The sequence below is a fragment of the Nonomuraea sp. bgisy101 genome (assembly GCF_057708945.1).
The window spans coordinates 254,826-274,331 of the sequence record NZ_JBYITD010000006.1 but is presented as its reverse complement, the minus strand read 5'-3'; the positions used below and the strand labels follow the sequence as shown (position 1 = coordinate 274,331).

The following is a 19,506-nucleotide window of genomic DNA, read 5'->3' as shown; positions in this document are numbered from 1 at the left end:
CTTGCGTGACTGTTCGTACCTGTGCCGCCATAGCCGCCGTTCTCATCAGCGCCGGATGTGGTGCTGCGACCACGGAAGAGAAGCCGCTCCCGCCGGTCAACGTGAAGGCCGCCTCCATGAAGGCCGGGTTCACGACGGTGGAGCGACTCGCTGAGGCCGCCAAGAAGGAGGGCGGGCTGAACGTCATCGCCCTGCCCCGTGACTGGGTCAACTACGGCGAGATCATCGACACCTTCGCCGAAAAATACGACATCAAGGTCAACCAACTCGAACCAACCGCCAGCAGCCAGCGCGCCATCGAGGCCGCGGGACTCCTCAAGCCGGACGTCTTCGATCTGAGCCTCGAGGTGGCGGTCGCCAACGCCGCGCGCTTCGCGCCGTACAAGGTGGCGGGCTGGCAGGACCTGCCCGACCACGTGAAGGACAGGGGCGGCGCCTGGTACGCCGGCTACGGCGGCTACATGTCGCTCGGCTACGACTCGCGCAAGGTCCAGGCCCCGGCCTCCTACGCCGACCTGCTCAAGCCCGGCTACACCGTGGCGCTCCCCGGCGACCCCCGGCAGAGCGCCGCCGCCTTCAACGGCGTCATGGCCGCCTCGATGGTGAACGGCGTGCCCCAGGTGAAGCGCGGTGTCGAGCTGTTCGCCAAGCTCAGGAAGGCAGGGCAGTTCATCCAGCAGAACACCGCCAACGTCTTCATCGACTGGGACTACCTCAACGCCGACCGCGCCGCCCAGCAGGGCGAGGGGTGGAAGGTCACGATCCCCAAGGACGCGCCGCTCGGCGCCTACTACGTGCAGGCGATCAACAAGGACGCTCCGCACCCCGCCGCCGCCAGGCTGTGGCAGGAGTTCCTGTTCTCCGACGAGGGCCAGAACCTGTTCCTCAAGGGGCACGCCCGTCCGGCGCGAGGCGAGGCGATGCTCATGAAGGGCACGCTCGACTCCCAGACCGCCGCCCAGCTGCCCGCGCCTCCTGGACCGCCCGTGCTGCTCACGATCCCGCAGACCGACGCGGCGAAGGCCTACGTCAACAAGGTGTGGGCCAGGTGAGACAAGTGTGCCCGGTGTGACTGATATGTCGTAGAGACATTCTGCCCCTACAGTTGTTGTCCCACTACGGGGGAGCTGATCGGTCTTGCGATACGACACACCGAGCATGACACGGTTGACCGCTCGCGCCTATGACAGCAGCTTCGGCTATGTCTCGCCGCAAGGAGCGCCGCTGGTCGACCTGCTCGATCCGCAGCCTGGCGAGCGTGTGCTCGATCTGGGCTGCGGCACGGGCGTGCTCACCGCCGAGATCGCCGCCAGGGGGGCGAGCGTGCTCGGCATCGACGGCTCGTCCGCGATGATCGAAAAGGCTCTGGCCCAGCACCCGGGCATCGACTTCATCGTGGGCGACGGCCACGACTTCAGCGTCGCGCAGGCCTATGACGCCGTCTTCTCCAACGCGGCACTCCACTGGATGAGCCGCGACCCCCGCACCGTCGTCGCCAACGTGCGCGAGGCGCTGCGGCCCGGCGGCCGGTTCGTGGCCGAGATGGGCGGTGCGGGCAACTGCGCGGAACTGACCACCGCCGTCTCCACCGCATGGCGTGAGTACGGCCTGCGCGAGCCCGAGCTGCCCTGGTACTTCCCCACGCCCGCCGAGCACTCCAGGCTCCTGGAGAAGGAGGGCTTCGTGGTCAGGCTGCTCGAGTACTTCGACCGGCCCACCCCGCTCGACGAGTGCCCGGCGGGAGCCGCCGACTGGGTCCGCATGTTCGCCGGCTCGCTCCTCGAAGGTCTGCCGACCGATATGGTCGAGCCGCTGCTCAGGCGGGTCAACGAACTGGCCGCTCCGGCGCTCCGCAGGGAGAGCGGCTGGATGGCCGACTACGTGCGGCTGCGCTTCGCCGCCGTCAGGCGCTGATACGTACTCCATGATGCACAGGGCTGTTTTGCGCGGCTATGGTCTGTTCCGTGGCGGCAAGAGTATGGCTGCGTCGCGTCAGCGGCGTGAGGGGCTGGTGAACGGAACAGGATGAACTTCTGCCTGAGCGACCTCGTTCCACCCTTGCGGTGGAGCGACGCGGCCGCGATCACGCTGCTCCACGGGCAACCACACCTGCCTGAGGCGTGGTGGCGGAGCCTGCCCATGCCCCGGGTGCTGGCCGGCATCGGACCCGAGTCCCTTGGCGAGCTGCTGACGGAGATCGCGCTCGAGCACTGGCCCGCCGCGGCCATCGGGGACGTGCTGCCCGCGCTGCACGTCCTGGACCCCGACGAGGCCGACGAGCCGCACGTGGCGATCGCCATCGACAGGGCCGGGTCGTGGCCGGGGCTGCTGGCGCTGAGCAGCCGCGAGCTGATGGACCAGCCTTTCGTGAAGGCCCGGCCGGTGCTCAACTCGCTGTTCGCCGCCGTTTTCGTACGGCTGGCGCCGGGCGAGGCGGTCGCGTCGCGATCCGAGCCCGCGGAGAAGCCGGCCGGCTCGCGGATCGCCCCCCAGCCGGCCATATCGGATCCGGCCGTATCGGATTCGGTGCCGGCTCCGGCCGTCTCGGATCCCTCGCCGTCTGCCCCGTCCGCTTCGGATTCGGGCGCATCGGTTCCGGGCGCATCGGTTCCGGGCGCATCGGTTCCGGGCGCATCGGTTCCGGGCACGTCGCTTCCGGGCGCGTCGGACGAGCCGGCCGTCGCCGGGTCGCGAGCCGAGGCACCTTCCGTTCCCGGAGCGCTCTCTCCTGAGGCTCGCGCCGTTCCCGAGGCTCCTCCGCTTCCTTCGCGCAAGCCCCGCTCGACCAAGCAGTCCTACGGGACCCCGTTCGACGCGTTCGGGACCGGAACCGCGACGACCGGCCAGGACGCCGCCTCCCCGGCTCCCGCTGCCGAGAGCAGGTCCGAGCCCCCCGCCGGTCGATGGGACGCCTTCCAAGCCTCGACGTCCGCTCAGCCCGTCGAAGGCGGCCAGGAGGCCGCTGTCTGGCCGGAGACCTCCGAGGAAGTGCCGGGCTCTGAGCGCGCGGTCGGAGCCGAGTCTTCCGAGGCCTCGCCTGAAGACCAGGCCGCGCTCAGGTCGGAGCTTCCTGGATCGTCGCTCGCGGCCGAAGCAGCTTTCGGAGCCGAATCCGCCGGGGCATCGCCGGAGGGCGAGGACGTGCTCCGATCGGCCGGATCGTCGCCCGCCGCTGAAGCCGCCTTCACGGCCGAATCCGCGGAGGCGTCGCCCGAAGACGACGACGTGCTCCTGTCCGGGTCTGCCGCGGCTGAGGGCGAGGCTGCGCTTGGGTCCGAGTCGGCGGGGGCCTCCGGCGAAGAGGAGGCCGCTCTTGGGTCCGAGGCCGCCGGGCTGTCGCCTGAAGTGGCCGCCGGGCTGTCGCCTGAAGTGGAGGGTGGGCTCCAGGCGGCGTCTTCCGGGGCGTTCGAGGCCGGGGAGTCCCTACCCGAGGAGGCGCCGCGCGGCGACCAGCCGTGGCCGGCCGATGTGCAGGAGCCCGAGGCCGGGGCGGTCGACGAGGGAGAGGCCCAGGCTGTCGAGAACGAGGTCGCCAGGGACGAGGCCGCCGGGGACAGGGTCGCCGGGGACGAGGCGGTCCGTGCCGGGGCGCAGGATGTCCTGGATGAGGGCGCCGACGAGGACCGTGAGGCGGCGAGGCACGAAGACGTTCGCGCCGAGGACGACGTCATCGGCGACGCGGATGCGGCTCGCTCGGGGCTGGATGCCGCCGACCCGGTACGCCAGGCCGGTGAACAGGCCCTCGCGGCGGCGGATTCCGTACCGGGCGGTGAGACGCCCGAAGCGCGCGGTGTGCCGGGCGGGGAGGTCGATCTGCATGCGCTGATCGAGTCCTCCTTCGCGGGGCTGGACGACAAGACGTGGGCCGTCGCGCAGAACCGGGTGTTCACCGACACTCCCTCGGCCGTCGAGCAGCTGGCCAAGCTGTTCGCGGTCGCCAAGGAGGAGATCGTCTCCGTCGAGGCCGAGCTGCGGCAGCGCCTGCTGCGGTGGCTGGCCGTCGAGGAGACCGCGCCGTACCGGGCGCATCTGGACGACCTGCGCGCCAGGCTGGGTGTGGACCCGCCGAGGGACTTGCTGATCGGGGCCGCCGACTGGCACGGCAGGGAGATCCGCGCCCTGGACGTGCCCGCCTGGCAGTTCGTGCAGGCGACGTTGGCGGCGCCCGCGCACGTCCCCGACATGCCGGGCGCGGGGGACGTGCCCGAGCCGAGCCTTCGCGGGCCGGCCGCGGAGCCGTCCGTGCCACCCGCGTCCGCCGCGCCACCAGGGTCGGCCGCGTCGGCCGCCCCTTCCGCGCCTCCGGCGCCGCAGGCGTTCGCGCAGGAGCCGCGGTTCCAGCCGCCGGGGCACGAGCCGCAGGGCGCTCCCGTTCAGGCGCCCGCCCGGTTCGAGGAGTTCGCCGCGCCCGCTCCCGCGCCGTCCGACGGCAACGGCAAGCCGTACCAGGGCTTCAAGGACGTCGCGCTGACCAAACGCTGCTTCCGCCAGCCCGACGGGCGCTGGTGGCTGCGGATCGACGTGACCGCCGAGCAGCTGGCGACCGGCGAGTGCGCGCTGCCCAGCGGGTTCGCCGCCTATCTCGGGCTGACCCCCGGCGCGAGCTGGACGGTCAGGAGCGCGGCCGGCGAGCTGTCGATGAGCTGGCACGGCAGGCCGTCCATCAGCCAGATGGGCAGGCTGCTCGCGGACGTCGGCGCGAGGGAGGGCGGGCACCTGTTCATCACGCTCTCCAAGGAGGGCGTGCTGCGGGCCAAGCATCTGCCGGTCGCCACGCCGGGCGCGAGCAAGATCTCCAAGGCGCTGCGCCTGGCGGACTACACGGGCCTGAGCAGCGCCATCGAGCACGCCGCCAGAATCATCGCCATAAGGATTGGCATGTCGGGCAACGTCAGTCTGGACGACTTGAAGACCAGGCTCCGCGAACGCGGGGACCGCGACCTGCTCGACCTGCTGGACTGAGCCCGTGGCGCGGCTCGCGATCGCCCCCGGCTTCTCGAGGGAGCTCAGCGCTCTGGCTCTGCCGGAGCGCGAGCAGGTCATGGCCGCGCTGCACGGGTTCCTGCTGGGCGTCCCCGCCCCCGAGGGGGTGGGGACGGTACGGATGGCCGACGGGCTCATGGGAGTCGTGGTACGGCAGGGCGAGGTCTCGTGGCTGCTCACCCTGCTGCCCGACGACGAGGCGGAGGCGTACGCGGGGCGGCACGCGTTCAGCGTCAATCCGCTGATCGGCGTGATCGAGCAGTGGGACGCCGAGGCGCTGGGCAGGGTCGAGCACGCGCTGCGCCGCTCGGCCGGCGAGTCCCGGCTGCTCGCCCAGGTCGACGACGCCGAACTGCTGAGCCTGGGCATCGATCTCGCGCTGCTGCCGCTGATCAGGCTGATCACCAACGAGGCCGACGTGGACGCGCTCGAGCCGCTGCTGCCGCCCACGCAGCACCTGCCGCTGGCGGTCATGGCGAGGGGCGGTTCGCTGCCGGAGGCGTGGAAGGCGCTCGACTCCCGCCGCACCTCCTGGGACTCCCCCGAACCGATCGACACCTCCGACCTGCTCGGCGCGCTGGTGCGTAGCCCTGACCTGGCGGTGTTCGCCTCCAGGGTCGAGGAGCTCGACAGGATCGTGACCGCGCCCGACTGGTGCGTGTTCCTGCACCCGCCGCAGCACCGGCTGGCCCGCGCCGGCCACTACGACCATCCCGTGCTCGTCACCGGCGGCGCGGGCACCGGCAAGACGCTCATCGCCCTGCACAGGGCGGCGCACCTGGCCGAGCACGGCAACGGCCCCGTGCTGCTGGTGACGTTCACGCAGGGGCTCGCCGCCGATCTGTCGGGGCGCCTCGACACGCTGATCGAGGACGAGTCGATCCGCAAGCGCATCGACGTGGACAACGTCGACAGGCTGGCGATCAGGATCGTGGCCGACGTCGAGGGGCGGCAGCCCGTGCTCGTCGGGCCTGGAGCGCGGTCGCTGGCCGAGTTGACGGAGGAGGCGCTGCGGTTGCTCACCAGGGCGGCGGGCGATCTGCTCGACGACGTGCTGAGCTTCGGCGAGCCAGGGCGCAAGCCGTACAGGCACGTCGTGGTGGACGAGGCGCAGGACGTCAGCCCCGCCCAGTGGCGGCTGCTGCGCGCGGCGGTGCCACGCGCGCCCGACGACCTGTTCGTGGTCGGCGACCCGCACCAGCGCATCACCGACCATCGCATCGCGCTGGAGTCGGTCGGCATCCACGCGGTGCAGCACGAGCTGGCGATCTCGTACCGGCTGCCGCACGAGGTGCTCTCCTTCGGGGTACGGCTGCGCGGCGGCGGTCCCGCGCTGGGGCTGGTCAAGAACGTTCAGGAGCTGCACGGCTTCAGGAGCACCCACCACGGCGAACGGCCGACGATCAGGGCCTACGACACGCCGGAGAACGAGCTGGCCGGGCTCGTCACCACGATCGGATCATGGCTGGACGACGGCGTGCCCGCCGCGGAGATCGCGGTGGCCGCGCGCACCACCCGCCTCGTCAAGGCCGCCAAGGAGGCGCTGACGGCCGCGGGTCACGACGTCAGGGTGACGACGCTGCACGGGTTGAAGGGCCTGGAGTTCGAGCGGGTCGCGCTGATCGGGATCGCCGAGGGCGTGATGCCGGAGCCGCTACCGAACGACCCCGCCAGCAGGGCGCGCGTGCTCCAGCGTGAGCGCGGATTGCTCTACGTCGCCTGTACGCGGGCGAGGTCCATGCTCTACGTTTCCCATGCGGGAAGAGGGAGCCCTTTTTTGTCGTCCTAATCACATAGTCTCTGAACTGCGGATATCTTTCCCTTTGCCGGTTGGACCCCAATGAATCTCAGCCTGAGTGACCTCGCGCCACCCCTGCGCTGGACCTCTCCCGTCCAGATCGCACCGCTCGCGGATGATCCTCAGCTGCCCGAAGCATGGTGGCAGTCGATCCCGCTGGACCGGGCGTGCGCCGTCATCGGCGCGCAGGCCGTCGCGGGCCGTCTCGCCGATGTGGCCGTGTCCTTCTGGGGGCATCTGCAGGTAGGCGACATCCTGCCGCTGCTGAGGTTCTCCGACCCCGCCGAGAGCGAGCTCACGCCCGAGGGGCTCGGCCGTGACGTGGTCCACAAGCTGTTCGCCGGCGTCTTCGAACGGCTGCTCGAACCCGTCGCCGAGGTCAGACCGGTCGCGCTGCCCCAGCTTGTGGACGAGCTGTTCGTGTCGGTCGACGAGCGGCAGCGCACGATCGCCCGCGACCGCGTCTACGCCGAGCACCGGGCCACGCTCGACGACCTCGCGCAGCGCTTCTCCGTGACCCGCGAGCGGATCAGGCAGATCGAGCGCGACCTGCGCGACCACGTGGAGGCATGGCTGGCCTCCCCTAACGCGGGGCCGCTGCTCGCGCACGTCACGTGGTTGCGAGGGCGGCTCGGCGCCGCCGTACCGGCCGATGACCTGGCGGACGCGGCGCCGTGGCACCGCACGGAGCTGATCACGCTCGGCATCCCGGTGTGGCGGTTCGTCAGGACGCTGCTGACCGGCTACGAGCAGGTCGACGGCTGGCTGATCGCGGGCGGAGTGGACGAGCTGCGTGAGAAGACCAGGCAGCTGTTCACCGAGGGACCCAGGGTCATGGCCGAGGCGGTCGCCATGACGGCGCAGCTCGGCATCCGCGAGGACGTCGCCGAGCGGTGGCTGGCCTCGGTGCCCCAGCTGCGGGTCTTCGACGGGCACGTCATGCTCTGGCCGCGCAGCGTGAACGAGAAGGCGGAGGCGGTGCTGGCCGTCTCGGGGCAGGCGCTCACGCCCGAGGAGATCCAGGAGCGGATCGGCGAGGACTACAGCCTCGTCGGCATCCGCAACCAGCTCACGGCCGACGCGCGTTTCCACAGGGTCGACCGCAACAAGTACGGCCTGGCGCGGTGGGGCGGCGAGGAGTACCTGGGGATCAGGGAGATGATCGCCAGGGAGATCGAGCGGGCGGGGGGCGAGGCCTCGGTCAACACCATCGTGGCCAACCTGACGTCCAGGTACGACGTGAGCGAGAGCTCGGTGCGCGCCTACTCGGGCGGTCCCGGGTTCGAGCGGTCGCAGCGCGGCTGGATCAGGGTCGCCGCGCCCGACCAGCCGGGCTACCAGCCGCGTAAGGACGTCTCCGAGACGCGACGGTGCTTCAGGTCACGCGACGGGCGCTGGTGGCACAGGGTGGACGTCAACGCCGAGCACCTTCGCGGGTCGGGGTCGCCGCTGCCGACGGGGTTCGCCGCGCATCTGGGGATGGCTCCCGGTGGCGCGCTGACCGCGTCCGCGCCTTCGGGTGACGTGGTGATCTCGTGGCACAACCAGCCGACGATGGGGTCCATCAGGAACGTGCTGGCGGAGTTCAACGCTTCCGAGGGTGACCACGTGTTCCTGACGGTCTCGGACGGCGGGGAGCTGTTGACGCGGTTCCTGCCCGCGGCCCAGCCGGCGCTGCGGCCGTTGAACAGGGCGTTGCACCTGATCGGGTACACGGCTCCGGTGGACTCCGACGCCGAGGGGCTGCGGTTGATCGGGGCCAGGGTGGGGCTGCCGGAGACGGCGACCCGCGAGGAGGTCCTGGCGCGGCTGCGCGAGCGCGGCGACCGGGACATCCTGGCCTTCCTGGGCGAGTAGCCGCTCACCCTGTGGCCCCGGGGCCGCACCGGTCCACCCGGGCCGCTCCACCCGGGCCGGCTTCAGGTGGCCGGCTTGTAGGCGCGGCCGGCCGCCTCGATGTGCGCCTTGGCGGCCCGCCTGGCGGTCTCGGGCTGGCCGGCGCGGATGCCGGCCACGATGGCCCTGTGCTGCTCGGTGATCGCGCCGGCCCAGTGCGGGTCGTCGAGGTTCGCCACGGTGGTGACCGCGATCCTGTCCCACACCCGGTGCAGGGCGTCCTCGAGGAACGGGTTGCCCGCCGCCGCCCCGATGGCGCGGTGCAGGGCCAGGTTCGCCCGTGCGGACGCGCGGGCGTCCCGTGCCTCCACGGCGGCCTCGACCTGGTCCACGGCGCTGTCCAGCGCGTCGACCTCGGCCGGGGCGAGCTGGCCCCTCGCCTGCCTGGTGGCGGCCAGCTCCGCGGCCAGCGCTTCGAGGTCGGCGCGCAGCACGAACAGGTGCTGGGCCTCGCTCGGGCTCAACGCCGCGACGGCGACCCCTCGGGCCGCGGGAATGACGAGCCCTTCGGCCAGCAGGCGGCCGAGCGCCTCACGCACCGGCGTCCTGCTGACTCCCAGGTCCGTGGCCAGAGCCGTTTCGGTGAGCCGCTGGCCTGGCGCGTACTCGCCGTCTGAGAACCGGTGGCGCAGGGCCACGTACACCGCGTGGGCACTGCCGGGCTGAGAGTCGTAAGAGGCCGCCATAGCGATCAGTATACGTTGCATACAAACCGTTGCCACGCCCATTGACATGCATTGCATGCAATGCATACTTTGGCTACGTCTCCAGGAAGGGAGGGAAGCGTGCTGGACATCGTGCAGGTGACCGTCCTGGCCACGGCAGGATTCCTGGCCGGCGCCGTGAACGGCGTCGCAGGCGGCGGATCGCTGATCTCCTTCCCTGCGCTTCTGGCCATGGGCTACTCACCCGTGGCGGCCAACGTCACGAGCGCGCTGGCCACCCTGCCCGGCTACCTGGGCGGGCTCGTCGGCTACCGCGACGAGCTGCCCGCGGTGAGGCCGCCGGTAAGGCGGCTCGCCCCGGTGAGCGTCGCAGGCGCGGCGTGCGGATCGCTGATCCTGCTCAGCGCGCCCGCGGAGCAGTTCACGTCCGTCGTCCCCTACCTGGTTCTGGCCTCGGTCGTCACGCTGGCCGCCCAGGACGTGGTGGCGCGGCGGCTCGACCGTACGCGGGGGGCGGCCGGCGGGCGAGGGCTCCTGGCCGGCCAGTTCGTGGTCTCCGTGTACGGCGGCTACTTCGCCGCGGGGCTCGGGGTCATGATGCTGGCCGTCCTGGGCACGTTCATGAGCGAGAACCTGCACCGGCTCAACGCGCTCAAGAGCGCCCTGTCGTTGGTCGTCGGTCTCGTCTCCGCGCTCTGCTTCAGCGCGTTCGGCCCGGTGGAGTGGATCCCCGTCGCCGTCATGTCGCTGGCCGGGCTCGCCGGCGGGAGGAGCGGGGTGGTGCTCGCCCGGCGCGTGCCGCCCCGCCACCTGCGCAGGCTCATCGTCGGATTCGGCCTCGTGCTGTCCATCGCACTCTTCTTGAGGTAACCATGCGCCAACGACACGACCTGCTCATCGCAGGCACCCATGTGGTCTCGATGGATCCCGCCGTCGGCGACGTTCCACAGGCCGACGTCCTCGTCCACGACGGCGAGATCATCGAGGTCGGCCCGCACGCGGGTGAGCGTGCGCCCGACGACGTCCAGGTCATCGAGGCCACCGGGACGATCACGCTGCCCGGCTTCGTGGACACCCACTGGCACCTGTGGAACTCGCTCCTGCGCGGCACGGTCGGCGACCGGCCGGGAACCGACTACTTCACCGTCAAGCGCGCGCTCGCCTCGCACTTCGAGCTGGACGACTTCTACTGGGCGGCCCGTCTCGGGCTGGCCGAGGCCGTCAACGGCGGCATCACCACCGTGCACAACTTCGACCACAACGTCCGCGGGCCCCGGGACGCCGACGCCAACATCCAGGCGCACCTGGACTCCGGCCTGCGGGGACGCTTCTCCTATGGTCCCCCCGACTCGGCGCCGTCCGACCGCACCAACGACCTGGACGATCTCGCGAGGCTGAGGGAACGCTGGAGCGACGACCACCTCGACGGGCGGCTGGACTTCGGCGTCGCCCTGCGCGGGCCGTACCGGACCCCTCCCGAGGTGTACGAGCGCGAATGGGCGACGGCGCGCTCGCTGGGCCTGCCGATCACCATGCACTGCGATCGCTGCCTGCGGGAGGAGAACTGCAGGAGCTGCGGGCTCGTCCGGCTCGAACGGCTCGGCCTGCTGGGCGAGGACGTGCAGGTCATCCACGCGGTGCACGCCGACGACCACGACATCGAGGCGCTGGCCCGCACGCGGACCCGGGTGTCGCTGAGCCCGCTCACCGAGATGAGGACGATGGGCTTCCCGCTGCTCACGGAGCTGCTCGAAGCCGGGGTCCAGGTGTCACTCTCCCTGGACACCCTGGCCATGCCCACCAGCGCGGACATCCTCGGGCACCTGCGCGCGATCATCTCGGTGGAGGCCGCGCGCACCGGCTCCCCCGTGATCACTCCGCGCAGGCTGCTCCGGCTGGCGACGATCGACGGCGCCAAGGACCTCGGACTCCACGACACCATCGGGTCGATCACCCCGGGCAAGCGAGCCGACCTCGTGATCCTCCGCTCGTCGGACGTCAACCTGGTCCCCTCGGGAGATCCGGTCGAGGCGCTGGTCTACACGGGCCAGATCGACAACATCGACACCGTCATCGCCGACGGCCGCGTTCTCAAGCGCCACGGACGGCTCGTCCCGGCCGACGACGAGATCGACCCCGTCGTCATGGCCGCGGCCCGGCGCGACGCGCTGCTGCGCAGGGCCGCCGCGGCCGGCGACTGGCACTGGCCCGCCACCCCCACCATCGACCCGTTCCACCCCGGCCCGGGTTCGTCCACGCCCGCAGACGAAGGGAGTCTGCAATGAACGCCGCCTCCATCCCCCTCTCACCCCCGTCGAGGCAAACCCTGGCGCCCGGCGTCGCGGTCGCCATGTTCGGCCTGCTACTGCTGGCCTACACCGTCAACGCCATGGACCGCATGGTCTTTCCCATCCTGCTCGTCGAGGTCCGCGCCGAGTACGGCTTCAGCCTCGAGGCCGCGGGACTGCAGGCCACCGTGTTCGCCCTCGGCATGGGCCTGGCGGGGTTGCCCGCCGGGTACCTGCAACGCAAGCTCGGACGCAAGCAGACGATCGTCGTCGGCACCGTCGTGTTCTCCATCGCGACCGCCATGACCGCGGCCTCCGCCGGATTCGCCGACATGCTGCTGTGGCGCGTGCTGTCCGGGGTCGGCGAGGCGCTCCAGCTCGCGATGATCATCGCGGTGGCGTCGAGCGCGTTCCCCGCCCGCCGCGGAGTGGCGATCGGCAGCGTCAACATGGCCTTCGCCGCGGGGTCGGTCATCGGCCCCGCGCTGGGCAGCGGCCTGCTGGAACACTTCGGCACCTGGCGGGCGCCGATGCTGGCCTACGGCGCGATCGGCATCGCGCTGGCGCTGGCCATCCTGGTGCTGGTGTCGCCACGGCTCACCGAGGCGGACCAGGTGGCCGGTGTGGCTCGGCACGTCGGCGGCGCCCGCACCCTCCTGTCCCGCAACCCTCTCGTGCTCGCCGTCATCATCGCGCTCTTCGGCCTCGCCGACTTCGCCTTCATCGGCCTGTTCGCCAGCTACCTGCGCGGACAGCTCGGCTACACCCCCGGCGGGGCCGGGTTCGTCATCGGGCTGTCCGGGCTGGCGGCGTTCGCCTCCCCGCTCGGCGGCCACCTGGCCGACCGGTTGAGCCCCAGGATCGTGCTTCCGGTGCTCAACGCCGGGGTGGCCGCGTGCGGATGCGCGCTCTTCCTCGGGCCCGCCTCGACGGCCTGGCAGGCGACCTTCTCGTTCCTGTTCGGGCTCTTCGCGAGCAGCGGCGTGTACGTGGTCGCGGCCAGCTATCTCGTCAAGTCCGTCGACGGCGAGCTGGTCGGCCGCGCGGCAGGCCTGTTCGTCACGTGCGTCTACGTCGCCGCCGGCGTGGCAGGCCTCCTCTTCAGCAGCCTGATCTCGGCCACCGGCTGGGTCACCGCGGGCATGGTGCAGATCGTCGGCCTCTCGGTCGTCGGCGGCCTCCTCGCCCTCGCTCTTCGCCCGCAAGGGTTCAGCACGACCACCTCATCCCAGGAACTCTGATCATGACCGAATCCATGCTCTGGCCGCTCGCCCCCACCACCGTTCCCGTCAGCGGAAGACCGGAGGCCTTTCCCGTCCGCCGCGTCTACTGCGTCGGGCGCAACTATCTGGACCACATCCGCGAGATGCGGGAGGGCGACGAGCGCGACGACCCGTTCTTCTTCCAGAAGCCCGCCGACGCCGTCGTCCCCGACGGCGCCTCGGTCCCCTACCCGCCCCAGACCGGCGATCTGCAGTTCGAGGGCGAGCTGGTCGTCGCCATCGGCACGGCCGGATCCTGGATCAGCGTGGAAGAGGCGTCCGCGCACGTCTTCGGGTTCGCCGCCGGCATCGACCTGACGCGGCGGGACCGGCAGCGTGACTGCCGTGACCTGGCACAACCTTGGGAGGCCGGCAAGTCCTTCGACCACTCGGCGCCCTGCGGCACGATCCTCCCCGTCGAGGAGGCCGGCTCCACCCTGTCGGGGGAGCTGCGGCTGAGCGTCAACGGCCGGCAGCGGCAGCACACGAGCCTGAAGCTGATGATCTGGGACGTCCCGGAGGTCATCAGCCACCTGTCGCGGTCCTACCGGCTGATGCCCGGCGACCTGATCTACACCGGGACGCCGGCCGGTGTCGCCCCCGTGGTGCCCGGCGACCGCATTCACGTCGAGATCACCGGCCTGCCCGCCCTGACCGTGACCATCAGCGAAGGAGAGACCCATGCGTCCCAGCGAACGGCTTGACTACGACCCCATCGAAGGCCGCCCCGCCCTCCGGCTGCCTGACGGCAAGCGCATGGTGGTCTGGGTCATCGTCAACGTGGAGACGTGGTCCGACACCGACCCCATGCCGAGAACCGTCCTCACCCCTCCTGCGGGCGGCATCCCCGCTCCCGACATCCCCAACTGGGCCTGGCACGAGTACGGCAACCGCGTCGGCTTCTGGCGCATGCTCGCGGCACTGGACCGCCAGGGGGTGACGGCCTCGCTGGCGATCAACGGCCAGGCCGTCGAGCACTATCCGCAGATCGCCGGAGCGGCGCAAGAGCGTGGCTGGGAGTTCATCGGCCACGGGTTCACGCAGAAGAACATGCAGAAGGTCGAGGACGAGCGCGCGGACATCCGGGCCACCACGCGGGCGATCGAGGCCGCGACCGGGGCCCGTCCCCGCGGCTGGCTGGGGCCTGGGCTGACCGAGACCTGGGAGACGCCCGACATCCTCGTCGAAGAGGGATACGAGTACGTGTGCGACTGGGTCCTGGACGACCAGCCGGTCGAACTGGCCACCCGCACCTCGCCCATCGTGAACATCCCCTACACCCAGGAGTGCAACGACGTCGCCATGATGCTGATCCAGCATCATCCGGCCAGGGAGTACTTCCAGCGGGCGGTCGACCAGTTCGACCAGCTCTACAAGGACTCCGCCGACTCGGCCAGGGTGATGGCGCTGGTCGTGCACCCCTACATCATGGGCGCCCCGCATCGCCTGACGTACTTCGAGCAGGCGCTCCAGCACATCCGCGCCCACCACGACGTCGAGTTCCAGACCGGTGAGCGGATTCTCGACTGGTACCTGCGGGCGCGTCCCGCGCCGTGGCCCGCCTCCGAGCAGGGCTCCCTCGTCGCGGGCTAGCCGACCTTCCTGCGCCTGAAGCCCCGGTCCCCGCGGCCGGGGCTTCAGGCGCACGAGGGGACCGGACTAGGCTCGTTTCATGTTGCGGATCTACGACACGCGCACCAGGCGGCTGGAGGACATCGCTCCGACCAGGGCCCTCAGGATGTACACCTGCGGTCCGACCGTCTACCGGTCCGCGCACGTCGGGAACCTGCGTTCCTACCTCCTGTCCGACCTCGTCCGCAGGGTGATGGAACGCCAGCGGGTCCGCATGCTCGTCTGCCAGAACATCACCGATGTCGGCCACCTCGTCGACGACGCCGAGATCGGCGAGGACAAGATAGTCCTGCAGGCCCGGGCCGAGGGACGCTCCACCCTCGACATCGCCCGCTCCTACGAGGACGCCTTCCGCCGCGACACCGCCGCCCTCAACCTGCGCCCGCCCGAGCACACCCCGCGCGCCACCGAGTCCATCGACCTCATGATCGAGCTGATCGCCAAGCTCATGGAGAAGGGCCACGCCTACGCCGTACCTGACGGGTCGGTGTTCTTCGCCGCCGAGACCTTCCCTTCGTACGGGGAGATTTCGGGAAACCGGCTTGACGCGCTCAAGCCCGGACACCGGGTGGAGGGCGTCGACCACCGTAAGCGGTTCCACGCCGACTGGGCCCTGTGGAAGCACTCCCACCGCGAGCTGGCCTGGGACACCCCCTGGGGCGGGCGCGGCTTCCCCGGCTGGCACGTCGAGTGCTCGGCCATGTCCCTGCGCTACCTCGGCGACCACATCGACATCCACACCGGCGGCATCGACCTGCGCTTCCCCCACCACGAGAACGAGCGCGCCCAGTCCGACACCGCCGCGGGACACGAGGTGGTGCGCCGGTGGGTGCACGGCGAGCACCTGCTGTTCGACGGGCGCAAGATGGCCAAGTCGACGGGCAACGTGGTGCTGCTGCAGGACGTGGCCGCCGAGGGACTCGATCCGCTGGCGGTACGGCTGGCGTTCATGGAGCACCGCTACCGCCACCAGATGAACCTCACGTGGGACACCCTGCGCGCGGCCGACCGCACCCTGCGGCGGTGGCGGGCCAGGGTCGCGGAGTGGGCCGAGTCGCCCAGCGCGCCCATGGCCGAGCAGTGGGTACGGCGCGCGGAGGCAGCCTTCGACGACGATCTCGACACACCGTCGGCCCTGCGGGCGCTGCGGGAGCTGGAGAGGGACGAGTCGGTGGCGCCCGGCTCGAAGTTCGAGTCGTTCCTGCACCTGGACCAGGTGCTCGGGCTGGACCTGTCGACGGAGATCGGGAAGGCGCGGGTGCTGCCTCCCGGCGCGGCCGAGCTGCTCGAGCAGCGGGCGCGGGCCAGGCAGGCGCGGGACTGGGACGCGGCCGACCGGCTGCGTGGCGAGCTGGCCGAACTCGGCGTGAAGGTGGCCGACACCCCCGACGGCCAGACCTGGGCCTGACCCTGCCTCTCCCGGCTTCCGCCCCCTCCTCCATCTCATGATCGCGATCTGTCCGTCACGCGACGTGATCTGAGTCGTCGCGCCGTGAAAGGGCTGCGACACTTGGTGCGAAGCAGGCCAGAGGGAGGTCTTCGTGAGGTTCAGGCCCTATGCGTGGTTGCCATGGCCGCTGCGTTGGCTCGCGAGGGCACTGAGCGTGCTCCTGGCGCTCGCCCTGGTCCTCGCGGCCGTGGGCGTGTGGATCGCGCGGCAGTCGTTTCCGCAGGTCGATGGCACGATCAAGCTGTCCGGCCTGACCGGCAAGGTAGAGGTGTACCGCGACGCGTGGGGCATCCCGCAGATCTACGCCGACACCTCCGAGGACCTGTTCATGGCCCAGGGCTACGTCCACGCCCAGGACCGCTTCTGGGAGATGGACTTCCGCCGCCACGTCACGGCGGGGCGCCTGTCGGAGCTGTTCGGAAAGGCGACGCTGACCGAGGACAAGGTCATCCGCACCATGGGCTGGCGGGAGGTGGCCGAGCAGGAGCTGGCGAATCTCACCGACCGCACCAAGCGCTACCTCGACGCGTACGCCAAGGGCGTCAACGCCTACCTCAAGGAGCATCCGAACGCCTCGGACCGCAGCCTCGAGTACTCCGTCCTGAAGCTGCAGAACTCCGGCTACACCCCGGAGCCGTGGACCCCGCTCGACTCGGTGTCATGGCTGAAGGCGATGGCGTGGGACCTGCGTTCCAACCTCGACGACGAGATCGACCGCGCGCTCGCCGCCACCAGGCTGCCGAGGGAGCGGGTCAACCAGCTCTTCCCCGGCTACCCGTTCGACAGGAACCCGGCGATCGTGACACAGGGCACCATCGCGGAGGGGCGGTTCGACCAGCGGAGCGAGCCGCGGCTGGGCGAGGGCTCGGCGGTGCTCACCGGCGCGGCCGAGGCGCTGAGCCGGGTGCCCGACCTGATGGGGACCGAGGAGCATGACGGGATCGGGTCGAACTCGTGGGTGGTCTCGGGCGAGCACACGACGTCGGGCAAGCCGCTGCTCGCCAACGATCCGCACCTGTCCGCGCAGATGCCCTCGGTTTGGTACCAGGCCGGGCTGCATTGCCGTACAAAATCGGAAAAATGCGCGTATGACGTGACTGGGTTTACGTTCTCCGGCGTGCCCGGCGTCATCATCGGACACAACGACAAGATCGCATGGGGGTTCACCAACCTGGGCCCCGACGTCGCCGACCTCTTCATGGAAAAGGTCAAGGACGACACCTACCTCTACAGGGACCAGTGGCTCCCGCTGGAGACCAAGGACGTGCAGATCAAGGTCGCCGGTGGCGAACCCGTGACGATCAAGGTGCGCAGGACCAGGCACGGGCCACTCATGAACGAGGTGATGGGCAGCGTCAAGCCGTCGGGCGAAGCCAACGCCGTCGCTTTACAGTGGACCGCGCTCACCCCCGGCACCGCCGCCGAGGCCATCTTCGATCTGAACGAGGCGGGCGACTGGCACGAGTTCCGCGCCGCCGCCTCGCTGTTCGACGTGCCCGCGCAGAACCTGGTGTACGCCGACACCGAGGGCACCATCGGCTACCAGGCGCCAGGGCGCATCCCGGTGCGCGCCAGAGGCGACGGCACCTGGCCCGTCCCAGGCTGGACCGGTGAGTACGAGTGGAAGGGCGCCATTCCCTACGACCGGCTGCCCAGCGTCTCCGATCCCGCCGACGGCTTCGTGGTCACCGCCAACAACGCGGTCATCAACCCGGACCGCTACCAGCCGCTCCTCACCAGGGACTGGTCGTACGGCTACCGCGCCAAGCGCATCGCCGACCGCGTCGAGCAGGCGACCAAGGCCGGCAAGATCGACGCCGACGCCATGAGCCGCATCCAGATGGACTCCCACAACGGCCTCGCCGAGGTCCTCGTCCCCGAACTGCTGAAGGTCGGACTCGCGGGACCCAGCGCCGACGCCCAGGCGCTGCTGCGCGGCTGGGACGGCTCGCAGGGCCTCGACTCGGCCCCCGCCGCCTACTTCAACGCGGTCTGGCGGCACCTGCTCATCGCCACCTTCAACGACGAGCTGCCGGAGGCGGCCAGGCCCACGGGCGGCGACCGGTGGTACGAGGTCGTGCGGAACCTGCTGGAGCGTCCCGACGACCCGTTCTGGGACGACGTGACGACCAGGAACCTCACCGAGACCCGCGACGACATCCTGCGCGCCGCGATGGCCGACGCCCACCACGAGCTGGCCACACTGCTCGGCCCTGACGTCAAGGCGTGGCGGTGGGGCGACCTGCACGCGCTCACGCTGACCAACCAGACCTTCGGCACGTCGGGCATCGGCCCGATCGAGTCGCTGTTCAACCGCGGCCCGTTCGGCTCGCCGGGCAACAAGGACGCGGTCAACGCCACGGGCTGGAACATCCAGAACGACTACGCCATCACCGCCGTCCCCTCGATGCGCATGGTCGTCGACCTGGCCGACATGGACAAGTCCCGCTGGATCAACCTGACCGGCGCCTCAGGCCACGCCTTCCACGACAACTACTGGGACCAGGCGCCGCTGTGGGCCGACGGGCGGACCACGCCCATGAACTCCACGCTCGACTCGATCAGGAAGGCCGCGAAGCACACGCTGACGCTCACGCCGTGAGGACGCGCGACTCCCCCACCGCCAGGTCCCAGAGGTCGGCGCGGGGCAGGCCGCGCGCCTCCCACGCCGCGCGGGCCAGCCGTACGGGCTCCAGGAGGGGTTCGCCGGACAGCACGAACGTCCCCCAGTGCATGGTCGCCATCCGCCGCGCGCCCACGTCGAGACACGCCTGTACGGCCTCCGGCGGGTTGACGTGGTTGCCCTTGGTGAACCATCGCGGCTCGTACGCGCCGACGGGCATCAGCGCCAGGTCCAGAAAGGGGAAGCGCTCGCCGATCTCGGCCAGGCGCGGGCCGTACGCGGTGTCACCGGCGAAGTAGATCGACTTGTCGATCACCCAGCCGCCCCACAGAGACTTGCAGGTGTCCCAGAGCGTGCGCCGGCTCCAGTGATGGGCGGGGACGAAGTCGAAGCTCACCTCGCCCAGCGTGGCGCTCTCCCACCAGTCGAGCTCGGTGACGTCGCGAAATCCCCGTCTGGTGAACCAGCGGCCGAGGTTGGCGGGCACGAACATCGGCGTGCTCCTCGGCAGCCGCCTGATCGTGGGGGCGTCGAGGTGGTCGTAGTGGTTGTGGCTGATCACCACGGCGTCGATCCTGGGCAGGTCGCTCCACGCGACACCGGGTGGGGTGAGGCGCTGCCGTACCCCGGGGATCTTGCGGGACCACACGGGGTCGGTGAGGATCGTCAGGCCGTTGACCCGCAGCAGGAAGGTGGCGTGACCCACCCAGGTGACCACCGTGCCCGTGGCCTGCGGTGTCCCGCCCCTGAGCACCGGGATCTGGTCGATGTCGCCGATGTTCGCCCGTAGCCCGCCGTGCCAGGTGACGCTGAGCAGCTCGCGGAAGGCCGGGAGCGGTGCGGTCAGACGGTCGGCGAAGGTGGCGGGCCGGACGGGGGCTGTCCGCTGGGTGGTCTGTGACATGGGCG

Annotated in this window: 14 protein-coding genes; 12 read left to right on the top strand and 2 right to left on the bottom strand. The window is 70.7% G+C overall.

Features of this window, described 5'->3' with window-relative positions; all coding sequences use genetic code 11:
* Window positions 1-5 precede the first annotated feature (5 nt).
* The 5 genes from AC3EO4_RS14045 to AC3EO4_RS14025 all read left to right on the top strand — a co-directional run bounded on the left by AC3EO4_RS14045 (window position 6) and on the right by AC3EO4_RS14025 (window position 8,638).
* Window positions 6-1,052, top strand: a complete 1,047-nt coding sequence (locus AC3EO4_RS14045) for an ABC transporter substrate-binding protein (protein WP_379583211.1) — start codon at window positions 6-8, stop codon at window positions 1,050-1,052.
* A gap of 106 nt (window positions 1,053-1,158) precedes the next feature.
* Entirely contained in the window at window positions 1,159-1,914 is a 756-nt protein-coding gene (locus AC3EO4_RS14040; protein WP_431895837.1) for a class I SAM-dependent methyltransferase, read from the top strand.
* 111 nt (window positions 1,915-2,025) lie between these two features.
* A complete protein-coding gene (locus AC3EO4_RS14035; RefSeq protein ID WP_431895835.1) occupies window positions 2,026-4,962 on the top strand; it encodes a hypothetical protein in 2,937 nt (978 codons plus the stop codon).
* A gap of 4 nt (window positions 4,963-4,966) precedes the next feature.
* A complete protein-coding gene (locus AC3EO4_RS14030; protein ID WP_431895833.1) occupies window positions 4,967-6,772 on the top strand; it encodes a UvrD-helicase domain-containing protein in 1,806 nt (601 codons plus the stop codon).
* Window positions 6,773-6,823: 51 nt separating this feature from the next.
* Window positions 6,824-8,638 carry a sigma factor-like helix-turn-helix DNA-binding protein gene (locus AC3EO4_RS14025; RefSeq protein WP_379583203.1) on the top strand — a complete coding sequence of 605 codons (1,815 nt, stop codon included), beginning with the start codon at window positions 6,824-6,826 and terminating at the stop codon, window positions 8,636-8,638.
* Window positions 8,639-8,700: 62 nt separating this feature from the next.
* Here the strand turns inward: AC3EO4_RS14025 and AC3EO4_RS14020 are convergent, their stop codons facing one another.
* Window positions 8,701-9,363, bottom strand: coding sequence for a GntR family transcriptional regulator (locus tag AC3EO4_RS14020; RefSeq protein ID WP_431895831.1), 663 nt, complete (start codon window positions 9,361-9,363; stop codon window positions 8,701-8,703).
* Window positions 9,364-9,462: 99 nt separating this feature from the next.
* Between AC3EO4_RS14020 and AC3EO4_RS14015 the strand changes: the two genes are divergently transcribed.
* The 7 genes from AC3EO4_RS14015 to AC3EO4_RS13985 all read left to right on the top strand — a co-directional run bounded on the left by AC3EO4_RS14015 (window position 9,463) and on the right by AC3EO4_RS13985 (window position 18,576).
* A complete protein-coding gene (locus AC3EO4_RS14015; protein ID WP_431895829.1) occupies window positions 9,463-10,212 on the top strand; it encodes a sulfite exporter TauE/SafE family protein in 750 nt (249 codons plus the stop codon).
* A 2-nt stretch (window positions 10,213-10,214) separates the two neighbouring features.
* Window positions 10,215-11,627 carry an amidohydrolase family protein gene (locus AC3EO4_RS14010; RefSeq protein ID WP_431895827.1) on the top strand — a complete coding sequence of 471 codons (1,413 nt, stop codon included), beginning with the start codon at window positions 10,215-10,217 and terminating at the stop codon, window positions 11,625-11,627.
* Entirely contained in the window at window positions 11,624-12,871 is a 1,248-nt protein-coding gene (locus AC3EO4_RS14005) for an MFS transporter (RefSeq protein WP_379583195.1), read from the top strand. The genes AC3EO4_RS14010 and AC3EO4_RS14005 overlap by 4 nt, the downstream gene beginning before the upstream one ends.
* A 2-nt stretch (window positions 12,872-12,873) precedes the next feature.
* Window positions 12,874-13,596: a fumarylacetoacetate hydrolase family protein gene (locus tag AC3EO4_RS14000; protein WP_379583193.1), complete on the top strand. Its 723-nt coding sequence runs from the start codon at window positions 12,874-12,876 to the stop codon at window positions 13,594-13,596.
* Window positions 13,574-14,485, top strand: coding sequence for a polysaccharide deacetylase family protein (locus AC3EO4_RS13995; RefSeq protein WP_431895824.1), 912 nt, complete (start codon window positions 13,574-13,576; stop codon window positions 14,483-14,485). The genes AC3EO4_RS14000 and AC3EO4_RS13995 overlap by 23 nt, the downstream gene beginning before the upstream one ends.
* A gap of 79 nt (window positions 14,486-14,564) precedes the next feature.
* Complete coding sequence (gene cysS / locus AC3EO4_RS13990; protein WP_431895822.1) at window positions 14,565-15,932, top strand: cysteine--tRNA ligase; 1,368 nt, start codon at window positions 14,565-14,567, stop codon at window positions 15,930-15,932.
* 133 nt (window positions 15,933-16,065) lie between these two features.
* Window positions 16,066-18,576 (top strand): penicillin acylase family protein, encoded by a 2,511-nt coding sequence (locus AC3EO4_RS13985; protein ID WP_431895820.1) that lies wholly within the window; start codon window positions 16,066-16,068, stop codon window positions 18,574-18,576.
* On the opposite strand, the gene AC3EO4_RS13980 is transcribed toward AC3EO4_RS13985, so the two are convergent.
* Entirely contained in the window at window positions 18,566-19,501 is a 936-nt protein-coding gene (locus AC3EO4_RS13980; protein WP_379583186.1) for an MBL fold metallo-hydrolase, read from the bottom strand. The genes AC3EO4_RS13985 and AC3EO4_RS13980 overlap by 11 nt on opposite strands.
* Window positions 19,502-19,506 lie beyond the last annotated feature (5 nt).

Bases quoted from the DNA above. Each gene is read 5' to 3' on its own strand.
- AC3EO4_RS14025 (WP_379583203.1), top strand. From the start codon at position 6,824: ATGAATCTCAGCCTGAGTGACCTCGCGCCACCCCTGCGCTGGACCTCT.
- AC3EO4_RS14020 (WP_431895831.1), bottom strand. From the start codon at position 9,363: ATGGCGGCCTCTTACGACTCTCAGCCCGGCAGTGCCCACGCGGTGTAC.
- AC3EO4_RS14040 (WP_431895837.1), top strand. From the start codon at position 1,159: ATGACACGGTTGACCGCTCGCGCCTATGACAGCAGCTTCGGCTATGTC.
- AC3EO4_RS14005 (WP_379583195.1), top strand. From the start codon at position 11,624: ATGAACGCCGCCTCCATCCCCCTCTCACCCCCGTCGAGGCAAACCCTG.
- AC3EO4_RS14000 (WP_379583193.1), top strand. From the start codon at position 12,874: ATGACCGAATCCATGCTCTGGCCGCTCGCCCCCACCACCGTTCCCGTC.
- AC3EO4_RS13995 (WP_431895824.1), top strand. From the start codon at position 13,574: ATGCGTCCCAGCGAACGGCTTGACTACGACCCCATCGAAGGCCGCCCC.
- AC3EO4_RS14010 (WP_431895827.1), top strand. From the start codon at position 10,215: ATGCGCCAACGACACGACCTGCTCATCGCAGGCACCCATGTGGTCTCG.
- AC3EO4_RS13980 (WP_379583186.1), bottom strand. From the start codon at position 19,501: ATGTCACAGACCACCCAGCGGACAGCCCCCGTCCGGCCCGCCACCTTC.
- cysS (WP_431895822.1), top strand. From the start codon at position 14,565: ATGTTGCGGATCTACGACACGCGCACCAGGCGGCTGGAGGACATCGCT.
- AC3EO4_RS14035 (WP_431895835.1), top strand. From the start codon at position 2,026: ATGAACTTCTGCCTGAGCGACCTCGTTCCACCCTTGCGGTGGAGCGAC.